Here is a 24,942-nt window from a genome sequence, read left to right as displayed (position 1 = left end):
GAAGATTTCCCCCCGGCCCCGACCGCACGAGTCGCCCGCAACAAAACGCCCTCCGGAACACGGGGTCCCGGAGGGCGAATCGATTGGTTTTTTCCACCAACCGCCAGACTTCTGACGGTGGCCAACAAGGCTTACTTCTTCGCCGGTGGCAAATCGGTACACGACCCGTGCGCCACCTCGGCCGCCATGCCGATGCTCTCGCCCAGGGTGGGGTGCGGGTGGATGGTCTTGCCGATGTCCACCGCGTCGGCGCCCATCTCGATCGCCAGCGCGATCTCGCCGATCATGTCGCCCGCGTGCGTGCCGACCATGCCACCGCCCAGGATCTTGCCGTGGCCATGGGCCTCGGGCGAATCGTCGAACAGCAGCTTGGTGAAACCCTCGTCGCGGCCGTTGGCAATCGCCCGGCCCGAGGCCGTCCAGGGGAACAGGCCCTTCTTGACCTTGATGCCCTGGGCCTTGGCCTGGTCCTCGGTCAGGCCCACCCAGGCCACCTCGGGGTCGGTGTAGGCCACGCTCGGGATCACGCGGGCGTTGAAGGCGGCCGAGGCCAGCTCCTTGTTGCCCTGCAGTTCACCGGCGATGACTTCCGCCGCCACGTGCGCCTCGTGCACCGCCTTGTGCGCCAGCATGGGCTGACCCACGATGTCGCCAATGGCGAAGATGTGCGGCACGTTGGTGCGCATCTGGATGTCGACGTTGATGAAGCCGCGGTCGGTCACCGCCACGCCGGCCTTGTCGGCGGCGATCTTCTTGCCGTTGGGCGTGCGGCCCACCGCTTGCAGCACCAGGTCGTAGGTGCCTTCGCTCTTCGTGCCGTCCAACCCCTCGAACTGCACCTTGATGCCCTCGGGCGTTGCTTCGGCTCCGACCGTCTTGGTCTTCAACATGATGTTGTCGAAGCGGCCCTTGTTCATCTTCTCCCAGACCTTGACCAGGTCGCGGTCGGCGCCCTGCATCAGGCCGTCCATCATCTCCACCACGTCCAGGCGGGCGCCCAGCGTGCTGTACACCGTGCCCATTTCCAGGCCGATGATGCCGCCGCCGACGATCAGCATCTTCTTGGGCACGCCCTTGAGCGCCAGTGCACCGGTCGAGTCCACGATGCGCTCGTCCTGGGGGAAGAACGGCAAGCGCACCGCCTGCGAACCGGCGGCGATGATGCACTTCTTGAAGGCCACGACCTTCTTGGTGCCGGTCTTGTCCTGGCCGGTGCCCGTCGTCTCTTCCACTTCGACGTGGTTCGGGCCGACGAAGGCGCCGTAGCCGCGCACGGTGGTGACCTTGCGCATCTTGGCCATGGCCGCCAGGCCGCCGGTCAGCTTGCCGATGACCTTTTCCTTGTGGGCGCGCAGCTTGTCCACGCTCACCGTGGGCTTGCCGAACTCGACGCCCAGGTCGCCGAGGTGCGAGACCTCGTCCATCACCGCCGCCACGTGCAGCAGCGCCTTGGACGGAATGCAACCCACGTTCAGACAGACGCCGCCCAGCTGGGCGTAACGCTCGACGATCACGACCTTGAGGCCCAGGTCGGCAGCGCGGAAGGCGGCCGAGTAGCCACCAGGGCCGGCACCGAGCACCAGCACGTCGCATTCGATGTCGGCCGAGCCGCCGAAGCTGGCAGCCGTGGGGGCGACCACCGGCGCAGCGGCCGGGGCAGCTGCAGGAGCGGCGGACGCAGGCGCAGGGGCTGAAGCCGGCGCGGGAGCCGCCGCAGCGCCCTCCGCGTCCAGCACCAGCACGACCGAACCTTCGCTGACCTTGTCGCCCAGCTTGACCTTGACTTCCTTGACCACACCGGCGTGCGACGAGGGAATCTCCATCGAGGCCTTGTCGGACTCGACGGTGATGAGGCTCTGCTCGGCCTTGACGGTGTCACCCGGCTTGACCAGCAGCTCGATGACCGCGACCTCGTCGAAGTCGCCGATGTCGGGAACCTTGATGTCCATGAGTGCCATGTTCCGGTTCCTTTACAGCAGCACGCGACGGAAGTCGCCGAGGATCTGGCCGAGATACGCGTTGAAGCGGGCCGCGGCGGCGCCGTCGATCACGCGGTGGTCCCAGGTCAGGCTCAGCGGCAGCATCAGACGCGGCACGAACTGCTTGCCGTCCCACACCGGTTCCATCTGGCTCTTGCAGACGCCGAGGATGGCAACTTCGGGCGCGTTGATGATGGGCGTGAAATAGCGGCCACCGATGCCGCCGAGCGACGAGATGGTGAAGGTGGCACCGGACATGTCGGCCGGTCCCAGCTTGCCGTCGCGCGCCTTCTTGGCGAGTTCACCCATTTCCTGGCTGATCTGCAGCACGCCCTTCTTGTCGGCGTCCTTGATGACAGGTACGACCAGGCCGTTGGGCGTGTCGGCCGCAAAGCCGATGTGCCAGTAGTTCTTGTAGACCAGCGAGTCGCCGTCCAGCGAGCTGTTGAACTCGGGGAACTTCTTGAGCGCAGCCACCGAAGCCTTGATCAGGAAGGCCAGCATCGTGACCTTGACACCGCTCTTCTCGTTCTCCTTGTTGGTCGAGACGCGGAAGGCTTCGAGGTCGGTGATGTCGGCGTCGTCGTGGTTGGTGACGGCCGGGATCATCACGGCGTTGCGCAGCAGGTTGGCGCCGCTGATCTTCTTGATGCGGCCCAGCTCCTTGCGCTCGATGGGGCCGAACTTGGCGAAGTCCACCTTGGGCCAGGGGATCAGGCCCAGCTCGGAGCCACCACCGCCGGCTGGCGCCTTGGCGGCCTGCGCCTTGGTCTGCAGGCTACCTGCCATGACCGACTTGGTGAACGACTGGATGTCTTCGGCCGTGATGCGGCCCTTCAGGCCCGAGCCCTTGACCTCTTCCAGCGGCACACCCAGTTCGCGGGCGAACTTGCGCACCGAGGGCGACGCGTGCGGCAGGCCCAGTGCCGGGGTGGCGGTGGGGTTGTGCGCCGGAGCGGTGGCCGGAGCCGAGGCGACGGCAGCGGCGACCGGAGCGGCCACAGCCACAGCCACGGCGGGAGCGGCCACCGGGGCGGCGGCTACCGGTGCGGGCGCAGCGGCACCCGCGGCACCTTCCAGAATCGCCAGCAGGTCACCGATGTTGACCTTGTCGCCCACCTTGACCTTGAGTTCCTTGAGCACGCCGGCGTGCGAAGACGGGATCTCCATCGAGGCCTTGTCGGACTCGACCGTGATCAGGCTCTGCTCGACCTTGATGGTGTCGCCGGGCTTGACGAACACCTCGATGACTGCGACGTCCTTGAAGTCGCCGATGTCGGGCACGCGCACTTCCACCGGGCCCGCAGCAGCAGGCGCGGCGGCCGGTGCGGCCACCGGAGCAGCAACGGGCGCTGAAGCAGGCGCTGCCGCGGCAGGCGCCGCAGCCGGGGCCGGCGCAGCGGCATCGCCCGCGGCTTCCACCACCAACACCACCGAGCCTTCGCTGACCTTGTCGCCCAGCTTGACCTTGAGCTCCTTGACCACCCCCGCCGTGCTCGACGGGATTTCCATCGAGGCCTTGTCGCTCTCGACCGTGATCAGTGACTGCTCGGCCTTGACCGTGTCGCCCACCTTGACCAGCAGTTCGATGACCGCCACTTCGTCGAAGTCGCCGATGTCCGGGACTTTCACTTCTACCAGTGCCATATTCTTGTCTCCGGATGTTTACGCGTAGAGCGGGTTGACCTTGTCCGTCTTGATGCCGTACTTCTTGATCGCCTCGGCCACCTTGGCCAGCGGCAGCTTGCCTTCGTCGGCCAGCGCGCGCAGGGCGGCGACCACGATGTAATGGCGGTTGATCTCGAAGTGCTCGCGCAGCTTGCTGCGGAAGTCGCTGCGGCCGAAGCCGTCGGTGCCCAGCACCTTGTATTCGCGACCCTTGGGGATGAAGGGGCGGATCTGCTCTGCGTAGTTCTTCATGTAGTCGGTCGAGGCGACCACCGGGCCGGCGTGCTTTTCCAGCTGCTGGGCCACGAAGGGCACGCGCTGCTTCTCGGTCGGGTGCAGCAGGTTGAAGCGCTCGCAGTCCTGGCCGTCGCGGGTCAGTTCGTTGAAGCTCGGGCAGCTCCACACGTCGGCCTGCACGCCCCAGTCGGTGGCCAAAAGGGCCTGCGCAGCGATCGACTCGCGCAGGATGGTGCCGGAGCCCAGCAACTGCACGCGCTTGTCGCCTTCGGCGCCCGGCTTGCACAGGTACATGCCCTTGATGATCTGCTCTTCCGTGCCGGCGGTCAGGCCGGGCATGGCGTAGTTTTCATTGAGCAGGGTCAGGTAATAGAAGACGTTGTCCTGCTTTTCCACCATGCGCTTCAAGCCGTGGTGCAGGATCACGCCGACTTCGTGCGCGAAGGTCGGGTCGTAGGACACGCAGTTCGGGATCGTGCCGGCCAGGATGTGGCTGTGGCCGTCTTCGTGCTGCAGACCTTCGCCGTTCAGCGTGGTCCGGCCGGACGTGCCGCCCAGCAGGAACCCGCGCGCCTGCATGTCGCCGGCCGCCCAGGCCAGGTCGCCGATGCGCTGGAAACCGAACATCGAGTAGTACACGTAGAACGGCACCATGATGCGGTTGCTCGTGCTGTACGACGTGGCCGCTGCGATCCAGCTGCTCATGCCGCCGGCTTCGTTGATGCCTTCCTGCAGGATCTGCCCAGCCTTGTCTTCCTTGTAGTACATGACCTGGTCCTTGTCGACCGGGGTGTACTGCTGGCCAGCGGGGTTGTAGATGCCGACCTGGCGGAACAGACCTTCCATGCCGAAGGTGCGGGCCTCGTCCACCAGGATGGGCACCACGCGCGGGCCCAGGGCCTGGTCGCGCAGCAGCTGCGTCAGGAAGCGGACATAGGCCTGGGTCGTGGAGATCTCGCGCCCTTCGGCGGTCGGCTCCAGCACGGCCTTGAAGGTTTCCAGCGAGGGAACGGTGAAGCTCTCGTCGGCCTTGGTGCGGCGCTTGGGCAGATAGCCGCCCAGGGCCTTGCGGCGCTCGTGCAGGTACTGCATCTCCGGCGTGTCGTCGGCCGGCTTGTAGAACGGGATCTTGGGCAGCTCGCTGTCCGGGATCGGGATGTTGAAGCGGTCGCGGAAGTACTTGATGTCTTCGTCCGTCAGCTTCTTGGTCTGGTGGACGGTGTTCTTGCCTTCGCCGGCCTTGCCCATGCCGAAGCCCTTGACCGTCTTGATCAGCAGCACGGTCGGCTGGCCCTTGTGGTTCACCGCCTTGTGGTAGGCGGCGTACACCTTCTGCGGATCGTGGCCACCGCGGCGCAGGTTCCAGATGTCGTCGTCGCTCATGTGCGAGACGAGTTCCAGCGCCTTGGGATCGCGGCCGAAGAAGTGCTTACGGACATAGGCGCCGTCGTTGGCCTTGAAGGCCTGGTAGTCGCCGTCGAGCGTCTCCATCATGATCTTGCGCAGGGCGCCGTCCTTGTCGCGCGCCAGCAGCGGGTCCCAGTTGGAGCCCCAGAGCAGCTTGATCACGTTCCAGCCGGAACCGCGGAACTCACCTTCCAGCTCCTGGATGATCTTGCCGTTGCCGCGCACCGGACCGTCCAGACGCTGCAAGTTGCAGTTCACCACGAAGATCAGGTTGTCCAAGTTCTCGCGGGCCGCTAGGCTGATGGCGCCCAGCGACTCGACCTCGTCCATCTCGCCGTCGCCGCAGAACACCCAGACCTTGCGGTTCTCGGTGTTGGCGATGCCGCGGGCGTGCAGGTACTTCAGGAAGCGGGCCTGGTAGATCGCCATCAGCGGGCCGAGGCCCATCGACACGGTGGGGAACTGCCAGAACTCGGGCATCAGCTTGGGGTGCGGGTAGCTCGACAGGCCCTTGCCATCCACTTCCTGCCGGAAGTGCAGCAGCTGCTCTTCGGTCAGGCGACCTTCGAGGTAGGCGCGGGCGTACACGCCGGGCGACACGTGGCCCTGGATGTACAGGCAGTCGCCGCCGTGGTTCTCGGATTCGGCATGCCAGAAGTGATTGAAGCCGGCACCGAACATGTGGGCCAGCGAGGCGAACGAACCGATGTGACCACCCAAGTCACCACCGTCTTCGGGGTTGTGGCGGTTGGCCTTGACCACCATCGCCATGGCGTTCCAGCGCATGTAGGCGCGAAGGCGCTCTTCGATCTCGATATTGCCGGGGCAGCGGGCCTCTTCGGTGGCCTCGATGGTGTTCACGTAGCCGGTGTTGGCCGAGAACGGCATGTCGATGCTGTTCTGACGGGCTTCTTCCAGCAGCTGCTCCAGCAGGAAGTGGGCGCGTTCGGGGCCCTCTTTTTCGATGACGGCGGCCAGCGCCTCCATCCATTCGCGGGTTTCCTGGGCATCAATGTCCCCGGCACCACGGTTGTTCTGAGCGTCGGACGCTGCCATGTGCTTGTCTCCTGAAAGGGTGTAAACGGACTGACGGAGTGCGGCTCCGCAGTGTCGCGGATTTTTCCACAGATCTGCGGTCATTTCAATATGTGCTTGTTGATTTCTTTATGTGAAATTATGGGACACAGATTCTGTAGCGTTTTACGCGCCCACGACCCGCCCCGCACCCCGCACTCAGGGGGCACACCCGTACACTCAACCGGATGATTCCCGCCCCCGAACAACCGCCAGCCACCCCGCCTGGCGGTACCCCGCTGGACTGGTGGCGCCGCTGGTGGCGCCGTCTCCCGCCCTCGCGCCAGGACCGCTTCGCCACGCTGGCGCCGCTGCTGTCCGTGCTGTTGTTTCTGTCGGCCATCGCGGTGGCCATCACCTACCTGCGCTACGAGGAACTTGAGCGCGAACAGGAGGCAGTGACGCGCGACGTCGAGTACGCGCAACAGCGCATCCGGCTGCGCCTGCTGGAACGCCAGGAACAACTCATGCGCCTGGCCCGAGAGGTCGACAACAAGGAGATCAGCGCCGACGAATTCGAGTTCCAGGCCGAAACGCTCATCAGCCAGTTCCCCGAGCTGCAGGCCATCAGCTGGGTCGACGCGCGCCGCACGGTCCAGGCCAGCCACGCCTCGCCCAGTGCACCGCTGCCCCTGCTGCGCCCCAAGGGCAGCACGCTGGCGGCGGCCGAGGGCGATGGTTCGTTCGAACTGGCGCGTGACCTGCGCCAACCGATCTATTCGAGACCCCTCGGCGAGGACGCCCGCCAGTCCACCCTGATGCTCCAGGTACCACTCACCGAACAGGGCCGTTTCTCGGGCACCGTCATGGGCGAGTACTCCATCGACGGACTGATGCGCTTTGGCATGCCGCCGGAAATCATGGCCCGCTACGCTGTGGCCTTGATGGACGACCGCGGGCGCGTGCTCGCGGGCAACCTGCAATCGCCCAGCACGGTGCTGCGGCTGCTGCCCTGGTCGTCACAACCTCTGGAACACGAGGTTCCGGTCTCGCCGGTGGGCAACGGCCTGATCCTCAAGGCCCAGGGCTACCGCACCTCGCAGGACATTGTGGGCAGCGGCTTCTTCTGGGTGATTGGCGCGCTGTCCGCGCTCACGGTGTGGATGCTGCTGGGCACCTGGCGCCACACGCGCCGCCGCGTACAGGCGCAGCAAGCCCTGATGTCGGAAACCAACTTCCGGCGTGCGATGGAGAACTCCATGCTCACCGGCATGCGGGCGCTGGACATGCAGGGCCGCATCACCTATGTAAACCCTGCGTTCTGCTCCATGACGGGCTGGACCGAAAGCGAGTTGGTGGGCCGCACCGCACCCTTCCCCTACTGGCCAGAGGACGACCACGAGCAGCTGGCGGCCCGTCTGGAGGACGAACTCAACGGGCGGTCCACGCCGGGTGGCTTCGAAGTGCGGGTGCAGCGCCGGGATGGCAGCATTTTCGACGCGCGCATGTACGTCTCCCCCCTGATCGATCCGAAGGGGCATCAGACCGGCTGGATGACGTCCATGACCGACATCACCGAGCCCAAGCGCATCCGCGAAGAGCTGTCCGCCTCCTACGAACGCTTCACCACGGTGCTGGAGTCGCTGGACTCGGCGGTGTCGGTGGCGCCGCTGGGCAGCGACGAAATGCTGTTCGCCAACAAGATGTACCGGCTCTGGTTCGGCACCCGCGGCCAGGGCCATCGGCAACTGGTGGACCTGGCTGGGGACCAGCCCACCCCCAGCCCGGACAACGGCGACGCGGTGGACGCCTTCGCGGGCATGCCGACCGACACCCTGACCGATGCCGGGGCCGAAAACGCCGAGGTGTTCGTCGAGGAACTGGACCGCTGGCTGGAGGTGCGCACGCGCTACCTCACCTGGGTCGACGGCCGGCTGGCGCAGATGGTGATCGCCAGCGACATCACCCCGCGCCGCAATGCGGAAGAACAGGCCGCGCGCCAAGCCGAGCGCGCGCAGACCGCCAGCCGTCTGATCACCATGGGCGAGATGGCGTCGAGCGTGGCGCACGAACTCAATCAGCCGCTGACCGCCATCAGCAACTACTGCAACGGCATGATTTCGCGGCTGAAGGAGCAGCGCATCAGCGAAGAGGACATGCTCGCCGCACTGGAGAAAACCGCGCGCCAGGCCCAGCGCGCCGGCCAGATCATCCAGCGCATCCGAGCCTTCGTGAAGCGCAGTGAACCCAATCCCATGCCTTCCGACGTGGCGCAGATGGTGAGCAACGCGATCGAACTGGCCGACATTGAACTGCGCCGCCACCAGGTCCGCCTCTCACCCTATGTCGCGGCGCGCCTGCCCAGCCTGATGGTCGATCCGATCCTGATCGAACAGGTGCTGATCAATCTGCTCAAGAACGCGGGCGAGGCGATTGCGCAGGCAGGCCGCCCGCCCGGCGAGCGCTACATCGAGCTGCGGGTCGGCCCGCGGCGGCTCGACGACCAGGAGGTGGTGGAGTTCTCGGTGCGCGATTCCGGCAACGGCGTGCCCGCCGAAATGATCGAGCGCATCTACGAGGCCTTCTACAGCACCAAGAGCGAAGGCATGGGCATCGGCCTCAAGCTGTGCCGCAGCATCGTCGAGTCGCACCACGGCCGGATGCAGGTGCAGAACATCTACAATGGGGATGAAGTGGTGGGTTGCTGCTTCAGTTTTTGGATTCCGGTGCAGTCCCGGCTGACCCAGGAATCTGTTCCGGAAGCTCCCGCCGCGTCGTCGTTGACGGACACCGAAAGAGCGAGATGAGTTTGATTCCCAAAAAAGGCACCGTCTATGTCGTCGATGACGACGAGGCCGTTCGTGACTCCCTGCAATGGCTGCTCGAAGGCAAGGACTACCGGGTCCGCTGTTTTGAATCTGCCGAAGCCTTTCTCAGCCGCTACGATGCGCGCGAAGTGGCCTGCCTGATCGCCGACATCCGCATGGGTGGCATGACCGGCATGGAACTGCAGGAAAAGCTGATTGAGCGCCAGTCCCCTCTGCCCATCGTCTTCATCACCGGTCATGGCGATGTGCCGATGGCGGTGGAATCCATGAAGCGGGGCGCACTGGACTTCATCCAAAAGCCCTTCAAGGAAGACCAGCTGGTGCTGCTCGTCGAGCGCATGCTCGAAACCGCCAAGGAAGCCTTCGCGACCCACCAGCAGGCCGCCAGCCGCGATGCCCTGCTCTCCAAGCTCACGGGCCGCGAGGCGCAGGTGCTCGAACGCATCGTCGCCGGCCGCCTGAACAAGCAGATCGCCGACGACCTGGGCATCAGCATCAAGACGGTGGAAGCGCACCGCGCCAACATCATGGAAAAGCTGGGCGCCAACACCGTGGCCGACCTGCTCAAGATCGCCCTGGGCCAGACACCTGCCAAGGCCTGAACCCCCGTCACCTCAAGCCAACGCCCGCCCTTCCCGGCGGGCGTTTCCATTTCCCCTCTTCCGCCCGACCACCATGACCGCCCAACTCATCGACGGCAACGCCCTCTCCAAACAGCTCCGCACCGATGTGGCGGCGCGCGTGACCGCACTCAAGGCCAAGGGCGTGACACCGGGTCTGGCCGTCATCCTGGTCGGCGACAACCCGGCCAGCCAGGTCTATGTGCGCAACAAGGTCAAGGCCTGCGAAGACACCGGCATGCACTCGGTTCTGGAAACCTGGCCAACCACCATGACCGAGGCCGAGCTGCTGGCCCGTGTGGACGCGATGAACAACGATGCCAGTATCCACGGAATCCTGGTCCAGCTGCCGCTGCCGGCCCACATGAACGCCCAGCGGGTGATCGAAGCGATCTCGCCCGAGAAGGACGTGGACGGCTTCCACATCGCCAGCGCCGGCGCGCTCATGACTGGCCTGCCCGGCTTCTGGCCCTGCACGCCCTACGGCTGCATGAAGATGCTGGAAAGCATCGGCTACGAGCTCAAGGGCAAACACGCGGTTGTCATCGGGCGCAGCAACATCGTCGGCAAGCCCATGGCCATGATGCTGCTGCAGCAAAACGCTACCGTCACCATCTGCCACAGCGCGACCAAGGACCTCAAGGCCATGACGCTGCAAGCAGACGTGATCGTCGCCGCCGTGGGCAAGCGCAATGTGCTGACGGCCGACATGGTCAAACCCGGCGCCGTGGTGCTGGATGTGGGCATGAACCGCAACGACGAAGGCAAGCTCTGCGGTGACGTGGACTTTGCCGGCGTGAAAGAAGTGGCCGGCTGGATCACCCCGGTGCCCGGCGGCGTCGGCCCCATGACCATCACCATGCTCATGGTCAATACCCTGGAGTCGGCCGAGCGGCGCGCCGCCTGACCACTGCCCGGAGTCAGCGCAGCAGCTTGCAAGGCTGCGGGTAGATACGCAGCAGCGGCTCCGATGGCGCTCCAGGGGCGAGCGGCCCCAGCCGCTGCTGCTCCATCAGGTCCCATTGCGCCTGCCGCCCCAGCCAGCCGTGCTGGAACTGGGCTTTGGTGTCGAGCGCCTGCAACCGGGCATCCGCCGCCGCAACGACACCGCTGGCGCGGTACTGTTCCAGCCAGCACAGCTTCATGCCCGCGTAGTAACGGCCGAGCAGGTAGGCCTCGCGCGTTTCCGGCACCACGCGCACAGTGAACAGAAGCAACATCGCCAGTAGCAGCGGCCCCAGCCGGTCGCGGTGCCGAAACAGCAGCAGGTACACCGCCAGCAGCCCTGGCAACAGCAGGGCCGTGTAGCGGGACGCCATCGCGGCGCCGACACCCAGCTGCGCGCGCCCGTAAGCGGTGAGCAGGGCGAACACGAGGCTGCAACCGATGAGCGCCACACAGACTTGCCATAGGGCGCGCTCGCCATCCCGTTCAACGGCTGGTCGGCCGAGACGCCGCACGCCCCACAACCATGCAGCGATCCACGCCGCCAGCAGCAGCGCCCCCACCGGGTACAGGAACCAGGGCGAGGGACGCTGAACCATGAGCTGGAAATGGCTCAGCATGGCGGCCATGAACCGCAGGTAGTCGGTGGGGTCCGGTCGCAGCACCTGAAAGCCCTCGGCCGACACCACGAACTGGTAACGGTGCAGGAACGCCAGCAGCGTGAGCGCGCCGGCCGCCAGTACCACCACCGCCCGCTGCCGCCGCACTCCGGTGCCGCGCAACACCTCGATCAACCCCACCAACATCAGGGCAGGCAAAGCGGTCAGCCCAAAACCCGTGAAGCCCAGGCACACCACCAGGACTGCGACCGCCAGATGGTTCACGGGGGTCGGTGCCGCCAGCCACACATTGAGCAGCAGCATCAACAGCAACAGCGGGAAGATGCTGTGCGACGCGTTGGGCGCAACGATCACGGTCTCGAAGGTGCACACGCCCCAGAAGGCCAGCAACAGCACGGCATCCCAGAGCGACCAGGGCGCTGGCAGCAGGCGCCGCCGCAAACGCAGCGCCAGCAGGCCGGCCACCAGTTGCACACACGCGGTCCAGAGGCTGTCCCAGCGCACGTTCCAGTCGCTGAAGTGGTAGGCCGGCAGCACCAGGGAGAAGTTCAACCCCTGCCGATGGGGGCCGTGCTGCCAGATGAACGCAATGGCCACATCGCTCCACTGGAAGCCGTTGTACAGCCGGGTGAGCAGGGCCCACTGGTCGGAGAACGGCACATTGACGGCCAGCAGCCAGGTCAGCCCCAGCAGCCGCACGGCCAGCAGCACCGCGGTCAACGCCAGCAACCCGGTGACGATCGGCGGAGGCAGCGCCGTCAGCCACTGGGCCACACGCCGCAGGACGTTCATGCCGGGGTCGCCGACCGCCGGGCGCCGGCCAGGCGCCACAAAACCGCCCCCGCGCACAGCCATTGCCCCAGCACCAGCACCGAGCCCAGGCTGTGCCAAAGGCGCAGGTCACCGCCGGTTGCTCGCGCCGTCACGATCTTCCGTGCCACGCCGAATTCCTGGACCACGGCCAGCATCACGGCCAGCACCACCAGGGCCATGGTGACCACCAGGGTCTGAAACTCTTGCTGCGCCTGGGGCGAGCGATCAAAAGAGAGCGAAGCACGCTGGCGCCGCAGCACCAGCATCAGCGCCGTGCCCAGCACGAGCCCGATCCAGCACTGGAAGGAAAAGAGCTGCGCCGCCACCGGCCCTGCCACCGCCGGACTGCCAAGCCTGGCGAACAGGGTCGGCACCGCCACGAAACTCAGCCCCGTGATGCCGCCCCACCAGAGTGCGGCCATGAGGATGGACAGGCGGTGCATTGGCATGCGGGCCGGATCAGACGTAGCGCACCGCCACGATCTCGAAACGGCGCGTGCCGCCGGGCGTCTGCACCTCGGCAGTGTCACCCTCTTCCTTGCCGATCAGCGCCCGCGCTATTGGGCTGCTGATGTTGACCAGCCCCTGCTTGAGGTCGGCTTCGTCTTCGCCCACGATCTGGTAAGTCATCTCGTTGCCGCTGTCCTCGTCAGACAGGTCGACAGTGGAGCCGAACACCACGCGCCCACCGGCGTCCAGCGTCGAAGGGTCGATGACCTGTGCCGCCGAGAGCTTGCCTTCGATTTCGGCGATCCGGCCTTCGATGAAGCCCTGGCGCTCCTTGGCCGCGTCATAGTCGGCGTTCTCGCTCAGGTCACCCTGCGCGCGCGCTTCGGCAATGGCCTGGATCACGCCCGGGCGTTCCACGGTCTTGAGCTTGTGCAGCTCGGCCTTGAGCATTTCAGCGCCGCGCTTGGTGATGGGATAGGTCATTTTCGAACTCCGGGATCGGCAAAAAGCAAACCGCCGATCGTTTCCGGTCGGCGGCCATTGGCCCGGATTATGCCTCGAAACCCGAGCCGGCAAGCCCAGGAACCCGTGCTTGCGCTCAGTCGCGGCCGGCCTGCTCGATGGCGCTGGCCAGACGCTTCGGATCGGTGAAACACAGCTCGTGGCTGCCGCTGCACTCGACCAGCCGGAACAATCCCAAGCGTTCTGACAGCCGGGGGTGCCAGGGCAGGCTGTGGGGCAGCGCGGTGTCCTGCTGGCAGTTGATATAGCTCTTGCCGAGGTTCATGGCCGCCAGCGGTGTCGACAGCTTCGCCGGGTCGGTGAAGGTCTTGTAGGGATGGGGGTTGAGCCATCCGTACGTCTTCTCGGCCAGCGCCGAGTCGGCGTCGTTGATGAAGGCCTCGCGCCAGATCGGGTACGGCAGCATCACCGAACCGTTGTTCGCGGCGGCAATGCCATCGAACAGAGCCACGTAGTGCGGCGGCACCAGGTCGTTGAGGCTCTCGCCGTCCAGCGGCACGAAGGCGTTCCAGTAGACCAGGCGGCGGATGCGCTGCGCCACCTGGTCGGCGGCGTGGCTGATCACCATGCCGCCGTAGCTGTGGCCCATCAGGCGCACGTCCTGCAGGTCCTTCTCGCGGAGGAAGTCGACCAGGGACGCGACGGCATCGGCCAGGCCGGTGGCGCTGCGGTCGTCGCCGGGGCGGTTGCCGGCCAGGGTCGGACAGAACACGGTGTGCCCCTGGGCGCGCAGGTGCTGGGCGACAGGCTCCATCAGCTCGCCCGTGTGCCAGGCGCCGTGGACAAGAACATAGGTATCGGCCATGAAGGTCTCCTCGAATGGGTGGCAGGGGATGGTGGCCAGCGGCCACACCACCGCCACTCTAGAAACCCACGCCGGCTCGCGCTGGCCGATTTGCGCCAGCCGGTTAGCCGGGTTGCGCCAGCCCCTCGGTGTCAGTGACTGCGTCGGTCCCGCACCCAGCGCTGGGGTGTCACCCCCATCACCCGCTGGAAGTCGCGACCGAAATGGGAGGCGTCGGCATAGCCACAGCGCCGCCCCACCTCGGCCATGTTCAACCCGGCCAGCCGGGGCTGCGCGAGCAGTTCACACGCGCACTCGATGCGCATCTGGCGCCAGCGCCCCATCACCGTCTCGCCCGCCGCCGTGAACGCGCGGTGCAGGCTGCGCGCCGACACCTGCAGTTGCGCCGCAAGCTCGTCGGCGCGCCAGCCGGGCTCTCCACGACGCTCCCGCATGAGTGCCACGGCTCGCTCGCGAAGGTCACTCGCGCCAGCTGCGTGGCGATGCGTCACCGGCTCTATCGACGCCGCGAGCAAGGCGCCAAACTGGGCCTCCAGCCATTCGGGCGCCATCTCAAGTGCCAGTTCGGGTTGGCGCCCGAGTTGCAGGCTCAGCGCCGACAGCATGGCTCCCCAGCCCTGCTCGCGATGCGCCACACGCGCATGGGACACATCCACCGTCTGCAGCCACTGGCCTACCCAGGCGCGCGGCATCTGCACCGACAGGCAGGTGACCGAGTGGGGGAAGTGCAGTTCGTAGGCCTGTGCCGCGTCCACCAGCACCGCGTCTCCCGGACGCAGCTGCAGCACACGCCCGCCCTGCTTCACCAGCCAGGGTTGCTCGATCTGCGTGATCAGGTAAAACGGCTGTTCCTTGCTTTTTGCGATGGCTGCGGGCGTCCGGTACACGTCCTGGGTGGAGGCCTGCACCCGGTTGACTGCGAGCCGCTGCAGTGGCAGGTGCACGAGCTGTCCGTCGAAGCGGTCCGCGGCGGTGGAGCTGCAGTCCATTTCAAGGAAGGCCTCGCAGATCGCGCCCACCCAGTAGTCCAGCCGCTCGCGCGGCCGGGCCTGCGCGGTGGTCCACTCGCGCAGGCGGTTGTGGGAGGCGGAAAGCACAACGGGCATGGCCACAATCTAGTGACCATGCCCGCTGGAGACAAGGGGAATAACGCGGATCAGGCTGTCAGCAACGCGTGCATGTCCTGCACCGAGATCACGCCCAGGCTGTCCATGTGGCGCATGCCCTCCACCGCCGCTTCCGCACCCGAGATGGTGGTGAAGGTGGTGACGCGGGCCAGCAGCGCCGAGGTGCGGATCGCGCGCGAGTCGGCGATGGCGTTGCGGCGCTCCTCGACCGTGTTGATCACCAGCGCGATCTCGCCGTTCTTGATCATGTCGACGATGTGCGGACGGCCTTCGGTGACCTTGTTCACCGTGGCCACCGTCACGCCCGCAGCCGCGATGGCGGCAGCGGTGCCGCGCGTGGCCACCAACTCGAAGCCCATGGCTGCCAGCTGGCGGGCGACCTCAACCGCTCGCGGCTTGTCGCCGTTCTTCACGGTGAGGAAGACCTTGCCCGAGCGCGGCAGCTTGGTACCGGCACCCAGCTGGCTCTTGACGAAGGCCTCGCCGAAGGTCTTGCCCACACCCATCACCTCGCCGGTGGACTTCATCTCGGGGCCGAGGATCGTGTCCACGCCCGGGAACTTGACGAACGGGAACACGGCCTCCTTGACGCTGAAGTACGGCGGCGTGACTTCGGCGCCGATGCCCTGCTGGTCCAGGGTCTGGCCGGCCATGCAGCGCGCCGCCACCTTGGCCAGCTGGATGCCGGTGGCCTTGGAAACGAAGGGCACCGTGCGCGAGGCGCGCGGGTTCACTTCCAGAACGAAAATCACGTCGGTCTTGACGCCGTTCTCTTCCTTCTCCTGGATCGCGAACTGCACGTTCATCAGCCCCACCACGTTCAGGCCTTCGGCCATCGCCGCGGTCTGTCGTTTGAGCTCGTCGATGGTGGCCTTCGACAGGTAATAGGGCGGCAGCGAGCACGCCGAGTCGCCCGAGTGCACGCCGGCCTGTTCGATGTGTTCCATCACGCCGCCGATGAAGACCCGGCCCGAGGCGTCGCGCACGGCGTCCACGTCGCACTCGATGGCGTCGTTCAGGAAGCGGTCCAGCAGCACCGGCGAGTCGTTGCTCACCTTCACCGCCTCGCGCATGTAGCGCTCCAGGTCGCGCTGCTCGTGCACGATCTCCATGGCGCGGCCGCCCAGCACGTAGCTGGGACGCACCACCAGCGGGTAGCCCAGCGCGGCGGCCTTCTCCAGGGCGTCGGCTTCGGTGCGGGCAGTGGCGTTGGGTGGCTGGCGCAGGCCCAGGTCGTGCAGCAGCTTCTGGAAGCGCTCACGGTCCTCTGCGGCGTCGATCATGTCGGGCGTGGTGCCGATGATGGGCACGCCGTTCGCCTCCAGGCCGAGCGCCAGCTTGAGCGGTGTCTGGCCGCCGTACTGCACGATCACGCCGACCGGCTTTTCTTTGTCGACGATCTCCAGCACGTCTTCCAGCGTCAGCGGCTCGAAGTACAGGCGGTCGCTGGTGTCGTAGTCGGTGGACACGGTTTCCGGGTTGCAGTTGACCATGATGGTCTCGTACCCGTCTTCGCGCATGGCCAGCGCGGCGTGCACGCAGCAGTAGTCGAACTCGATGCCCTGGCCGATGCGGTTGGGACCGCCGCCAAGCACCATGATCTTCTTCTTGTTCGTCGGCTCGGCTTCGCACTCGCCGTCACCGTGGCCTTCGTAGGTGGAGTACAGGTAGGCGGTGTCGGTGGCGAACTCGGCCGCGCAGGTGTCCACGCGCTTGTAGACGGGGCGCACGTTCAGCGCCTTGCGGCGCTCGCGCACGGCGGTGTCGGTGGTGGCCAGCAGCTTGGCCAGGCGGCGGTCGGAGAAGCCCTTCTTCTTCAGGCCGCGCAGCGTGTCGGCGTCCAGGCTGGCCAGTGCGCCCTCGCCCTTTTCAGCGACCAGCTTGTCCATGGCCATTTCGAGCTTGATGATTTCCTCGATCTGGATCAGGAACCACTTGTCGATCTTGGTGAACTGGTGCACCTCGTCGAGGGACCAGCCGGCCGCGAAGGCGTCGCCCACGTACCAGATGCGCTCGGGGCCGGGCTCGCCCAGCTCGCGCTCCAGGGTCTCGCGGTCCTGAGTCTTTTCGTTCATGCCGTCCACGCCGACCTCCAGACCGCGAAGGGCTTTCTGGAACGACTCCTGGAAGGTACGGCCCATGGCCATCACCTCGCCCACCGACTTCATTTGCGTGGTCAGGCGGCTGTCGGCGGTGGGGAACTTCTCGAAGGCGAAACGCGGGATCTTGGTGACCACGTAGTCGATCGAGGGCTCGAACGAGGCCGGCGTGGCACCGCCGGTGATCTCGTTGCGCAGTTCGTCGAGCGTGTAGCCCACAGCCAGCTTGGCGGCGACCTTGGCGATCGGGAAACCAGTCGCCTTGGAAGCCAGGGCCGACGAGCGCGAGACGCGCGGATTCATTTCGATCACCACCATGCGGCCATCGGCCGGGTTGATGGAGAACTGCACGTTAGAACCGCCAGTGTCCACACCGATCTCGCGCAGCACGGCCAGCGACGCGTTGCGCAGGATCTGGTATTCCTTGTCGGTCAGCGTCTGCGCCGGCGCCACGGTGATCGAGTCGCCGGTGTGCACGCCCATCGGGTCCAGGTTCTCGATCGAGCAGACGATGATGCAGTTGTCCGCCTTGTCGCGCACCACTTCCATCTCGTACTCTTTCCAGCCGAGCAGCGATTCTTCAATCAGCAGCTCGTTGGTGGGTGAAGCCTCCAGGCCGCGCTTGCAGATGGTCTCGAACTCTTCCGGGTTGTAGGCGATGCCGCCGCCGGTGCCGCCGAGCGTGAAGCTGGGGCGGATCACGGTCGGGAAGCCGGTCATCTTCTGCACCGCCCAGGCCTCTTCCATGCTGTGGGCGATGCCCGAGCGCGCGGAGCCCAGACCGATCTTGGTCATGGCGTCCTTGAACTTCAGGCGGTCCTCGGCCTTGTCGATGGCCTCGGGCGTGGCACCGATCAGCTCGACACCGTAGCGGGCCAGCACGCCGTTGCGCCACAGGTCCAGTGCGCAGTTCAGCGCGGTCTGGCCGCCCATGGTCGGCAGGATGGCGAAGCCGCCCGGGGTCTGGGGCCGCTCCTTGGCGATGATCTTCTCGACCGTCTGCCAGGTGATGGGCTCGATGTAGGTGACGTCGGCCGTGGCCGGGTCGGTCATGATCGTCGCCGGGTTGCTGTTGATCAGCACCACGCGGTAGCCCTCTTCGCGCAGCGCCTTGCAGGCCTGCACGCCCGAGTAGTCGAACTCGCAGGCCTGGCCGATGATGATCGGGCCGGCTCCGATGATGAGGACGGTCTGGATGTCTGTTCTTTTCGGCATGGGTTCGCTTGTGTGTCTTAGCGGCAGGTCGGGCTCAGGCCTGGCGCTGGGTTTCCAGTTTGTTCAGCAGGGCCTGCACGCGTTCGGCAGGCACGTTTTTCTGCATCAGCTGCAGCAGGCCGTCGCCTTCGATGATCGGGCGCAGCACCTCGACCTCCGCGGGATAGAACAAGGCGTCCCAGGCGGCCATCTCGGTGTTGAAGGTCTCGTCGTCCCAGGTCTTGCCCTTGGCGATCAGCGTGACCAGCGGCATGGCCTTGTTCTCGATGAAAGCCTTGCGGTAGGGCTTCTGTGCCCAGCGCTGGGCGAACCACTCCTTGTGCGGTGACTCCAGCCCCAGCATGCGTTTGGCAATGGCTTTTTCAATCGCGAAAACCGGGAAACTGAAGAGCTTCATGGGTGATTCCTTGTGGTGCGGTCTCGGGCCTTGGACTGCATCAGGCCGATGAAGCGGTCGAACAGGTAGCCGATGTCGTGCGGACCGGGCGAGGCTTCCGGGTGGCCCTGGAAGCAGAAGGCCGGCTTGTCGGTACGGGCCAAGCCCTGCAACGTGCCGTCAAACAGGCTCACATGTGTCGCGCGCAGGTTGACCGGCAGGGTCTTCTCGTCCACCGCAAAGCCGTGGTTCTGGCTGGTGATGGAAACACGGCCGCTGTCCAGATCCTTGACCGGGTGGTTCGCGCCGTGGTGGCCGAACTTCATCTTGAAAGTCTTGGCGCCGGAGGCCAGCGCCATGATCTGGTGGCCCAGGCAGATGCCGAAGGTCGGCGTGCCGGTCTCGATCAGCTCGCGCGCGGCGGCAATGGCGTAGTCGCAGGGCTCCGGGTCACCTGGGCCGTTGGACAGGAAGATGCCGTCCGGCTGGTGCTTGAGGACCTCGGCGGCCGGGGTCTGCGCGGGCACCACCGTGACCTTGCAGCCGCGCTCGGCCAGCATGCGCAGGATGTTCTTCTTCACACCGAAGTCGTAGGCCACCACATGGAACCTCGGTGTGGTCTGTTCGCCGTAGCCGCTGCCCAGCTTCCACTCGGACTGCGTCCAAGGGTACGACTCGGTGGCAGAGACAACCTTGGCCAGATCCTGGCCCGCCATGTTCGGCGCGGCCTGGGCGGCGGCAATCGCTTGCGCACGGTGCGCGTCGGTGATGGCCTCACCGGCCGGCAGGGCCAGGATGCAGCCGTTCTGGGCACCATGGGTGCGCAGGCGACGGGTCAGTGCGCGGGTATCCAGGTCGGCGATGGCCACGGTGCCTTCGCGCTGCAGATACTGGGTCAGCGTTTCTTCGCAGCGGAAGTTGGACGCCAGAAGGGGCAGGTCTTTGATGATCAGGCCAGCGGCGTGGATGCGGTCGGCTTCCACGTCCTCACGGTTCACGCCGGTGTTGCCGATGTGAGGGTATGTGAGGGTGACGATTTGCTGGCAGTAGCTCGGATCGGTGAGGATTTCCTGGTAGCCGGTGATCGAGGTGTTGAACACCACCTCGCCGGTCGTCTGACCGGTGGCCCCGATGGAAACCCCCGTAAAGACCGTGCCGTCGGCGAGCGCAAGAAGGGCTTTCGGATGGACGGGAAGCACGGTTTTCTCCAGAGGTTTTTCGGACGCACCCGCGCCCGCCATGGGGCACAACCGGGGAGATTCGCGCCCGCTCCCGCATCGTCGCAGGGGATCGCGACAGCAGGCTTGGGACGGGGAACCTGGGCAGGAAGCCGGGGCGGACGCAGCGAGATGCGTCGATTGCGGGTAAACCGCGGAATTATAGCGGCAGGGTCCTCGCCGCCGCGCTGGCGTGCAGACAGATCGCCGCAGCGGCGGCCACGTTCAGCGACTCCTCACCGCCCGGCTGGGTGATGCGGACCGACCGGCTCGCCAGGGCCTCCAGCTCGGGGCGCACGCCCTGCCCCTCATGCCCCATGACCCAGGCGCAAGGCCAGGGCAGCTCGGAGCGGTGCAGGAACTCGCCCCGGTGGGAACTGGTCACCAGCATCGGCACAGAGAGCGCCCGGAGGTCGTCCGGCGCCAGCCCCTCGACGAGACGAAGGGCAAAATGTGCCCCCATACCGGCCCGCAGCACCTTGGGCGACCAAAGGCCGGCGGTGCCCTTGAGCGCCAGCACCTGGCCAAACCCCATGGCCGCAGCGCTGCGCAGGATGGAGCCCACGTTGCCGGCGTCCTGCAGGCGGTCCACCACCACTGTCGCGGAGATCGGCTCGAGCATTGGGTGGGCCGGCAGGTCCCAGACGAAGCCCATGCCGGCCGGCGATTCCAGTCCGCTGAGACCGGCCATCAAGGCTTCCGGAATCACCACCCGGTGCTCGCACGCGTCGCGCAGGTCGTGCGGTGAATCGGACCAGCAACGCTCAGTGAACACTGCGGTGGACGGACGCTGCCCGCGGGCCAGCATGGCACGGCAGAGATGGTCCCCTTCCAGCCAAACCTGCCCCTGCTTGCGGTAGGCCGTGCTGTCCTGGGACAGCAGGCGCAGGCGCTTGAGCAAGGGGTTGTCCCGCGAGGTGATCTGGGTGGGTTCGTTCATGCGCCACGCTCCTGCATCGCCTGGGCCACAGGTGCAAACGAGCGCCGGTGCGCTGGCAACGGGCCGTGCTTGCGCAAGGCCGCCAGGTGCTGCGCGGTGCCGTAGCCTTTGTGGCGATCAAACCCGTAGAGCGGGTGCTGGGCGTGAAGCTCGTCGAGCATGCGGTCGCGCGTGACCTTGGCCAGGATGGAGGCGGCGGAGATGGCCTGCACCAGCGCGTCACCGGACACGATCGCTTCTGCCACCACGTCCAGCACCGGCAGGCGGTTGCCGTCCACCAGCACCTTGGCCGGCTTGAGGCGCAAGCCTTTGACCGCGCGCTGCATGGCCAGCATCGTGGCCTGCAGGATGTTGAGCCGGTCGATCTCCTCCACGGTCGCGAGCGCCACACTGCAGCACAACGCCTTGGCCCGGATCTCATCAAACAGCTTTTCTCGCCGCAACGCGGTCAGCTTCTTGGAGTCGGCCAGCCCCTTGATCGGCTTGTGGTCGTCCAGAATCACGGCCGCCGCGACCACCGGTCCGGCCAAGGGGCCGCGGCCGGCTTCGTCCACACCCGCAACCAACCCGGGAACATCCCAGGCGAGACGGGCCTGCTCAGCCCGCAAGAACTTTTTCGATCGCATCGGTGGCCAGGCGTGCCGTGTCACGCTTGAGCAGATGGTGCAGTTGGGTGAAGCGCTCCTCCAGTGCCGCGACACGCTGGGGAGCATCCAGCCAGGCGAGCGTGGCATCCGCCAGAGCCGCTGGCGTCGCAGCGTCCTGCAACAGTTCGGGAACCACGAACTCGTTGCACAGGATGTTGGGCAGTCCAACCCAGGGCTGTAGCTGCTTGCGGCGCATGATGATCCAAGACAGCCAGTGCATGTTGTAGGCGATCACCATCGGGCGCTTGAACAGCGCCGCCTCCAGTGTGGCCGTGCCAGATGCGATCAGCGTCACGTCACACGCGGCCAGCACCTCGTGGGAGCGCCCCTGGACAATCAGCACATCCGGCAGTCCGGCATCCCGGGCATGACCCTCGATGGCCTCGCGCAAGGCCGGGACCGCGGGCACCACGAAGCGAAGCCCTGGACGGCGCGACCGCATCAGCACCGCAGCATCGAAGAAGCGACGGGCCAGGTACTGCACCTCCGAGCGCCGGCTGCCCGGAAGAATGGCCACGACCGGCCCCTCGCCTTCGATATCCAGTGCGCGGCGTGCGGCCAGACGATCTGGAACCATAGGAATCACGCTGGCGATCGGGTGCCCAACGTAGGTGGCCTCGATACCGTGGCGCGCGAGCAGCTCGGGCTCGAACGGAAAAATGCACAACACGTGGTCAGCGCTGCGGCGGATCTTTTCCACCCGCTCCGGACGCCATGCCCAGATCGACGGGCAGATGAAATGCACCGTCTTCACACCAGCCGAACGCAGGCCGCTCTCGAGATCGAGGTTGAAATCCGGCGCGTCCACACCGATGAAAATGTCGGGCCGCTCCAGCACCAGACGCTGTCGAAGCTGCGCGCGAATGCCCGCAATCTCGCGGTAGTGGCGCAGCACTTCGACATAGCCTCTCACGGCGAGCTTGTCGCTGGACCACCAGGCCTCGAAACCTTGCTTCGTCATCGCCGCGCCACCGATCCCGACAGCCGTCACATCGGGCCAACGCCCCCGGAGCCCCTGCAGCAGCAGGCCAGCCAGCAGATCACCCGACGTCTCGCCGGCGACCAGCGCTACACGGCGGGACGCATTCATGTTTGGAGTTGCGTGGTCAGCGGGCAATGCCGCGAGTGGCTGCGGACAGGAAGCGGCTCATCAGGGCCACGTCCTCTGCCGCCTCGGGCGTTTCGGCCGCCAGCGCATCGATGCCAGCCCGTGCCGCCTCCAGGGTGAGCCCCTGCCGGTAGAGAAGCCGGTGCATCTGCTTGATGGCTGCAATGCGCGCCGCGGAAAAGTCACGCCGCTTGAGCCCCACCGTGTTCAGCCCGCGCACCGCCAGGGGATTGCCGTCCACCAGCATGAACGGGGGAACGTCCTGGGACACTGCACTCGCGAAACCGATCATCGCGTGCGCCCCCACCGAGACGAACTGGTGAATGCCGGTGAGTCCGCCCACGGTCACCCAGTCGGCCAGCAACACATGCCCTGCCAGGGTGGTGTTGTTTGCCAGCGTGGTGTGGTTGGCGACATGACAGTCGTGCGCAATGTGGGTGTAGGCCATGATCCAGTTGTGGTCCCCCACCGTGGTCCGACCGCCCGCGCCCGGCACACCTAAGTTGAAGGTGCAGAACTCGCGGATGGTGTTGTGGTTGCCGATGATCAGTTCGGTGGGCTCGTCCGCGTACTTCTTGTCCTGCGGCACCGCACCAATCGAATTGAACTGGAAGATGCGGTTGTGGGTACCAATGGTGGTGCGCCCCTCGATCACGCAGTGCGCACCAATCGACGTGCCGGAACCAATCCGCACATGAGGCCCGATGATGGTGTACGGACCGACCGAAACCGATGCGTCGAGTTCGGCAGAGGGGTCCACCAGCGCGGTGGGATGAATCTGCGTCACGTCAGCAGCCCCCAGCACTCAGGACACCGTGCGCATGGTGCACATCAGCTCGGCCTCGCAGACGACATCGTCACCCACCCGGGTCACGCCCTTGAACTTGTAGATGCCGGCGCGCACCCGGTCCAGCTCGATGTCCATCACCAGTTGATCCCCGGGTTCGACTGGGCGCTTGAAGCGGGCCCCATCAATACCAGCAAAGTAGTACACCGTGTTGTCGTCCATCGTGACGCCGGCCGTATCGAATGCCAGCAACGCCGCCGCCTGGGCCATGGCCTCCAGCATGAGGACCCCCGGCATGACCGGGCGGTTCGGAAAGTGACCTCCGAAGAACGGCTCATTGATGGTGACGTTCTTCAGCGCCTTGATACGCTTGCCTTTGTCGATTTCCAGCACACGGTCCACCAGCAGGAACGGGTAACGGTGAGGCAGTTGCTTTCGGATCTGGTGGATGTCCATTGTGATGATGCTCAGCTTTTCGGAAGATCGTTGTCGATGCGTTGTTCGAGGGCACGCAGGCGCTCGCGCAAGCGACCGAGTTGCTTGAGCGATGCAGCGTTCTTTTCCCAAGCCGCATTGTCGTCGATGGGAAACATGCCGGTGTACAACCCCGGCTGATGGATCGACCGGGTCACGACCGTCGCAGCAGAGATGTTCACCCGGTCTGCGAGCGTGAGATGTCCGAGCACGATCGCGCCTCCACCGACCGAACAATGCGCGCCGATGGTCGCCGTGCCTGCCACGCCGACGCAACCTGCCATTGCCGTGTGATCGCCGATGCGCACGTTGTGACCAATCTGTATCAGGTTGTCGAGCTTGACCCCGTTGCCGATAACCGTGTCGTCCAGCGCGCCTCGGTCGATGCAAGTGTTGGCACCGATCTCGACGTCATCGCCAATGCGGACCGCACCCAGTTGTTCAATCTTCACCCACTCGCCCTGGTGAGGCGCGAAACCAAAGCCGTCTGCACCGATGACCACCCCGGGATGGAGGATGCAGCGCCGGCCCACCACGCAGCGGTCGCCGACGCTGACCCGGGCGTAAAGCAGCGTGCCCTCTCCCACAGAGGCCTCCCTGCCCAGCACGCAGTGCGGCCCGATCCGTGCGTCGGCACCGACCCGGACCCCTGCGCCCACCACGGCAAACGGTCCGATCGAAGCCCGATCCCCGATGTGCGCAGACGGATGGATGCTCGCGGAAGGGTCGACCCTGGGCTCCTCAGCCGGCTCGTGCACCGCTCGCCACCACTGGGTCAGACGGGCAAAGTAGAGGTAGGGATCGTCAGCAACGATGCAGGCGCCACGCAAACCCGCAGCCTCCTTGAGCGCGGCCGGTACGATCAGTGCACCTGCTGCCGTGGTCTGGATCTGGCTGGCGTAACGTGCCTGGGCGACAAATGAAAGCTCATCTGGCAGGGCGGAGGCGAGTGGAGCCAGACGACGGATCGAGAGACCAGCGTCCCCAACCAGTTCCCCTCCCAGGGCGTCGACGATGGCGCCCAGAGACCGGGACATGACCAAA

The 24,942-nt window shown here is 66.0% G+C and carries 20 protein-coding genes; 3 read left to right on the top strand and 17 right to left on the bottom strand.

The genetic code is table 11. The features are described 5' to 3' along the window. Nucleotides 1-131: 131 nt before the first annotated feature. Genes lpdA through aceE form a run of 3 tightly spaced genes read right to left on the bottom strand, consistent with a single transcriptional unit; the run spans nucleotide 132 to nucleotide 6,347 of the window. Complete coding sequence (gene lpdA, locus ACFOPI_RS08605; protein WP_382172953.1) at nucleotides 132-1,958, bottom strand: dihydrolipoyl dehydrogenase; 1,827 nt, start codon at nucleotides 1,956-1,958, stop codon at nucleotides 132-134. A 12-nt stretch (nucleotides 1,959-1,970) separates the two neighbouring features. After that, a complete protein-coding gene (gene aceF, locus ACFOPI_RS08600) occupies nucleotides 1,971-3,626 on the bottom strand; it encodes a dihydrolipoyllysine-residue acetyltransferase (RefSeq protein WP_382172952.1) in 1,656 nt (551 codons plus the stop codon). A gap of 18 nt (nucleotides 3,627-3,644) precedes the next feature. Continuing rightward, nucleotides 3,645-6,347, bottom strand: coding sequence for a pyruvate dehydrogenase (acetyl-transferring), homodimeric type (gene aceE, locus ACFOPI_RS08595; protein WP_382172951.1), 2,703 nt, complete (start codon nucleotides 6,345-6,347; stop codon nucleotides 3,645-3,647). Between the two features lie 206 nt (nucleotides 6,348-6,553). Between aceE and ACFOPI_RS08590 the strand changes: the two genes are divergently transcribed. From ACFOPI_RS08590 to folD, 3 genes are all read left to right on the top strand, one after another. After that, the gene (locus ACFOPI_RS08590; RefSeq protein WP_382172950.1) at nucleotides 6,554-9,112 is read left to right on the top strand and encodes a PAS domain S-box protein; all 2,559 of its coding nucleotides are present in this window, start codon (nucleotides 6,554-6,556) and stop codon (nucleotides 9,110-9,112) included. Then, the gene (locus ACFOPI_RS08585) at nucleotides 9,109-9,735 is read left to right on the top strand and encodes a response regulator transcription factor (protein ID WP_066257532.1); all 627 of its coding nucleotides are present in this window, start codon (nucleotides 9,109-9,111) and stop codon (nucleotides 9,733-9,735) included. The genes ACFOPI_RS08590 and ACFOPI_RS08585 overlap by 4 nt, the downstream gene beginning before the upstream one ends. Before the next feature lie 73 nt (nucleotides 9,736-9,808). Then, entirely contained in the window at nucleotides 9,809-10,660 is an 852-nt protein-coding gene (folD, locus tag ACFOPI_RS08580) for a bifunctional methylenetetrahydrofolate dehydrogenase/methenyltetrahydrofolate cyclohydrolase FolD (protein ID WP_382172948.1), read from the top strand. 13 nt (nucleotides 10,661-10,673) lie between these two features. On the opposite strand, the gene ACFOPI_RS08575 is transcribed toward folD, so the two are convergent. From ACFOPI_RS08575 to lpxD, 14 genes are all read right to left on the bottom strand, one after another. Next, nucleotides 10,674-12,110 carry a hypothetical protein gene (locus tag ACFOPI_RS08575; protein ID WP_382172946.1) on the bottom strand — a complete coding sequence of 479 codons (1,437 nt, stop codon included), beginning with the start codon at nucleotides 12,108-12,110 and terminating at the stop codon, nucleotides 10,674-10,676. Continuing rightward, nucleotides 12,107-12,580 carry a DUF4149 domain-containing protein gene (locus tag ACFOPI_RS08570; protein WP_382172944.1) on the bottom strand — a complete coding sequence of 158 codons (474 nt, stop codon included), beginning with the start codon at nucleotides 12,578-12,580 and terminating at the stop codon, nucleotides 12,107-12,109. The genes ACFOPI_RS08575 and ACFOPI_RS08570 overlap by 4 nt, the downstream gene beginning before the upstream one ends. 10 nt (nucleotides 12,581-12,590) lie before the next feature. After that, nucleotides 12,591-13,064, bottom strand: a complete 474-nt coding sequence (gene greA / locus ACFOPI_RS08565) for a transcription elongation factor GreA (RefSeq protein ID WP_066154290.1) — start codon at nucleotides 13,062-13,064, stop codon at nucleotides 12,591-12,593. Nucleotides 13,065-13,179: 115 nt separating this feature from the next. Then, on the bottom strand, nucleotides 13,180-13,908 hold the full coding sequence (locus ACFOPI_RS08560) for an alpha/beta fold hydrolase (RefSeq protein WP_382172941.1): 729 nt from the start codon (nucleotides 13,906-13,908) through the stop codon (nucleotides 13,180-13,182). Between the two features lie 131 nt (nucleotides 13,909-14,039). Then, the gene (locus ACFOPI_RS08555; protein WP_382172939.1) at nucleotides 14,040-15,014 is read right to left on the bottom strand and encodes a helix-turn-helix domain-containing protein; all 975 of its coding nucleotides are present in this window, start codon (nucleotides 15,012-15,014) and stop codon (nucleotides 14,040-14,042) included. Nucleotides 15,015-15,064: 50 nt separating this feature from the next. Further along, the gene (carB, locus tag ACFOPI_RS08550) at nucleotides 15,065-18,349 is read right to left on the bottom strand and encodes a carbamoyl-phosphate synthase large subunit (RefSeq protein WP_382172938.1); all 3,285 of its coding nucleotides are present in this window, start codon (nucleotides 18,347-18,349) and stop codon (nucleotides 15,065-15,067) included. Between the two features lie 34 nt (nucleotides 18,350-18,383). Then, nucleotides 18,384-18,746: a hypothetical protein gene (locus tag ACFOPI_RS08545; protein WP_382172937.1), complete on the bottom strand. Its 363-nt coding sequence runs from the start codon at nucleotides 18,744-18,746 to the stop codon at nucleotides 18,384-18,386. Next, the gene (gene carA / locus ACFOPI_RS08540) at nucleotides 18,743-19,924 is read right to left on the bottom strand and encodes a glutamine-hydrolyzing carbamoyl-phosphate synthase small subunit (RefSeq protein ID WP_382172935.1); all 1,182 of its coding nucleotides are present in this window, start codon (nucleotides 19,922-19,924) and stop codon (nucleotides 18,743-18,745) included. The genes ACFOPI_RS08545 and carA overlap by 4 nt, the downstream gene beginning before the upstream one ends. Nucleotides 19,925-20,102: 178 nt before the next feature. Continuing rightward, nucleotides 20,103-20,882: a TrmH family RNA methyltransferase gene (locus ACFOPI_RS08535; RefSeq protein ID WP_382172933.1), complete on the bottom strand. Its 780-nt coding sequence runs from the start codon at nucleotides 20,880-20,882 to the stop codon at nucleotides 20,103-20,105. Then, the gene (gene rnhB, locus ACFOPI_RS08530) at nucleotides 20,879-21,508 is read right to left on the bottom strand and encodes a ribonuclease HII (RefSeq protein WP_382172931.1); all 630 of its coding nucleotides are present in this window, start codon (nucleotides 21,506-21,508) and stop codon (nucleotides 20,879-20,881) included. The genes ACFOPI_RS08535 and rnhB overlap by 4 nt, the downstream gene beginning before the upstream one ends. Further along, entirely contained in the window at nucleotides 21,480-22,619 is a 1,140-nt protein-coding gene (gene lpxB, locus ACFOPI_RS08525) for a lipid-A-disaccharide synthase (protein WP_382172929.1), read from the bottom strand. The genes rnhB and lpxB overlap by 29 nt, the downstream gene beginning before the upstream one ends. Nucleotides 22,620-22,635: 16 nt before the next feature. Next, the gene (lpxA, locus tag ACFOPI_RS08520) at nucleotides 22,636-23,424 is read right to left on the bottom strand and encodes an acyl-ACP--UDP-N-acetylglucosamine O-acyltransferase (RefSeq protein ID WP_382172927.1); all 789 of its coding nucleotides are present in this window, start codon (nucleotides 23,422-23,424) and stop codon (nucleotides 22,636-22,638) included. 18 nt (nucleotides 23,425-23,442) lie between these two features. Next, on the bottom strand, nucleotides 23,443-23,880 hold the full coding sequence (gene fabZ, locus ACFOPI_RS08515; protein WP_308330080.1) for a 3-hydroxyacyl-ACP dehydratase FabZ: 438 nt from the start codon (nucleotides 23,878-23,880) through the stop codon (nucleotides 23,443-23,445). A gap of 11 nt (nucleotides 23,881-23,891) precedes the next feature. After that, nucleotides 23,892-24,935 carry a UDP-3-O-(3-hydroxymyristoyl)glucosamine N-acyltransferase gene (lpxD, locus tag ACFOPI_RS08510; protein WP_382172925.1) on the bottom strand — a complete coding sequence of 348 codons (1,044 nt, stop codon included), beginning with the start codon at nucleotides 24,933-24,935 and terminating at the stop codon, nucleotides 23,892-23,894. Between the last annotated feature and the right edge of the window lie 7 nt (nucleotides 24,936-24,942).

The organism is Hydrogenophaga luteola (genome assembly GCF_042648585.1).
Lineage (GTDB): Bacteria > Pseudomonadota > Gammaproteobacteria > Burkholderiales > Burkholderiaceae_C > Hydrogenophaga > Hydrogenophaga luteola.
The sequence above is the reverse complement of the archived record's forward strand: the minus strand, read 5'-3'. Positions and strand labels throughout refer to the sequence as shown.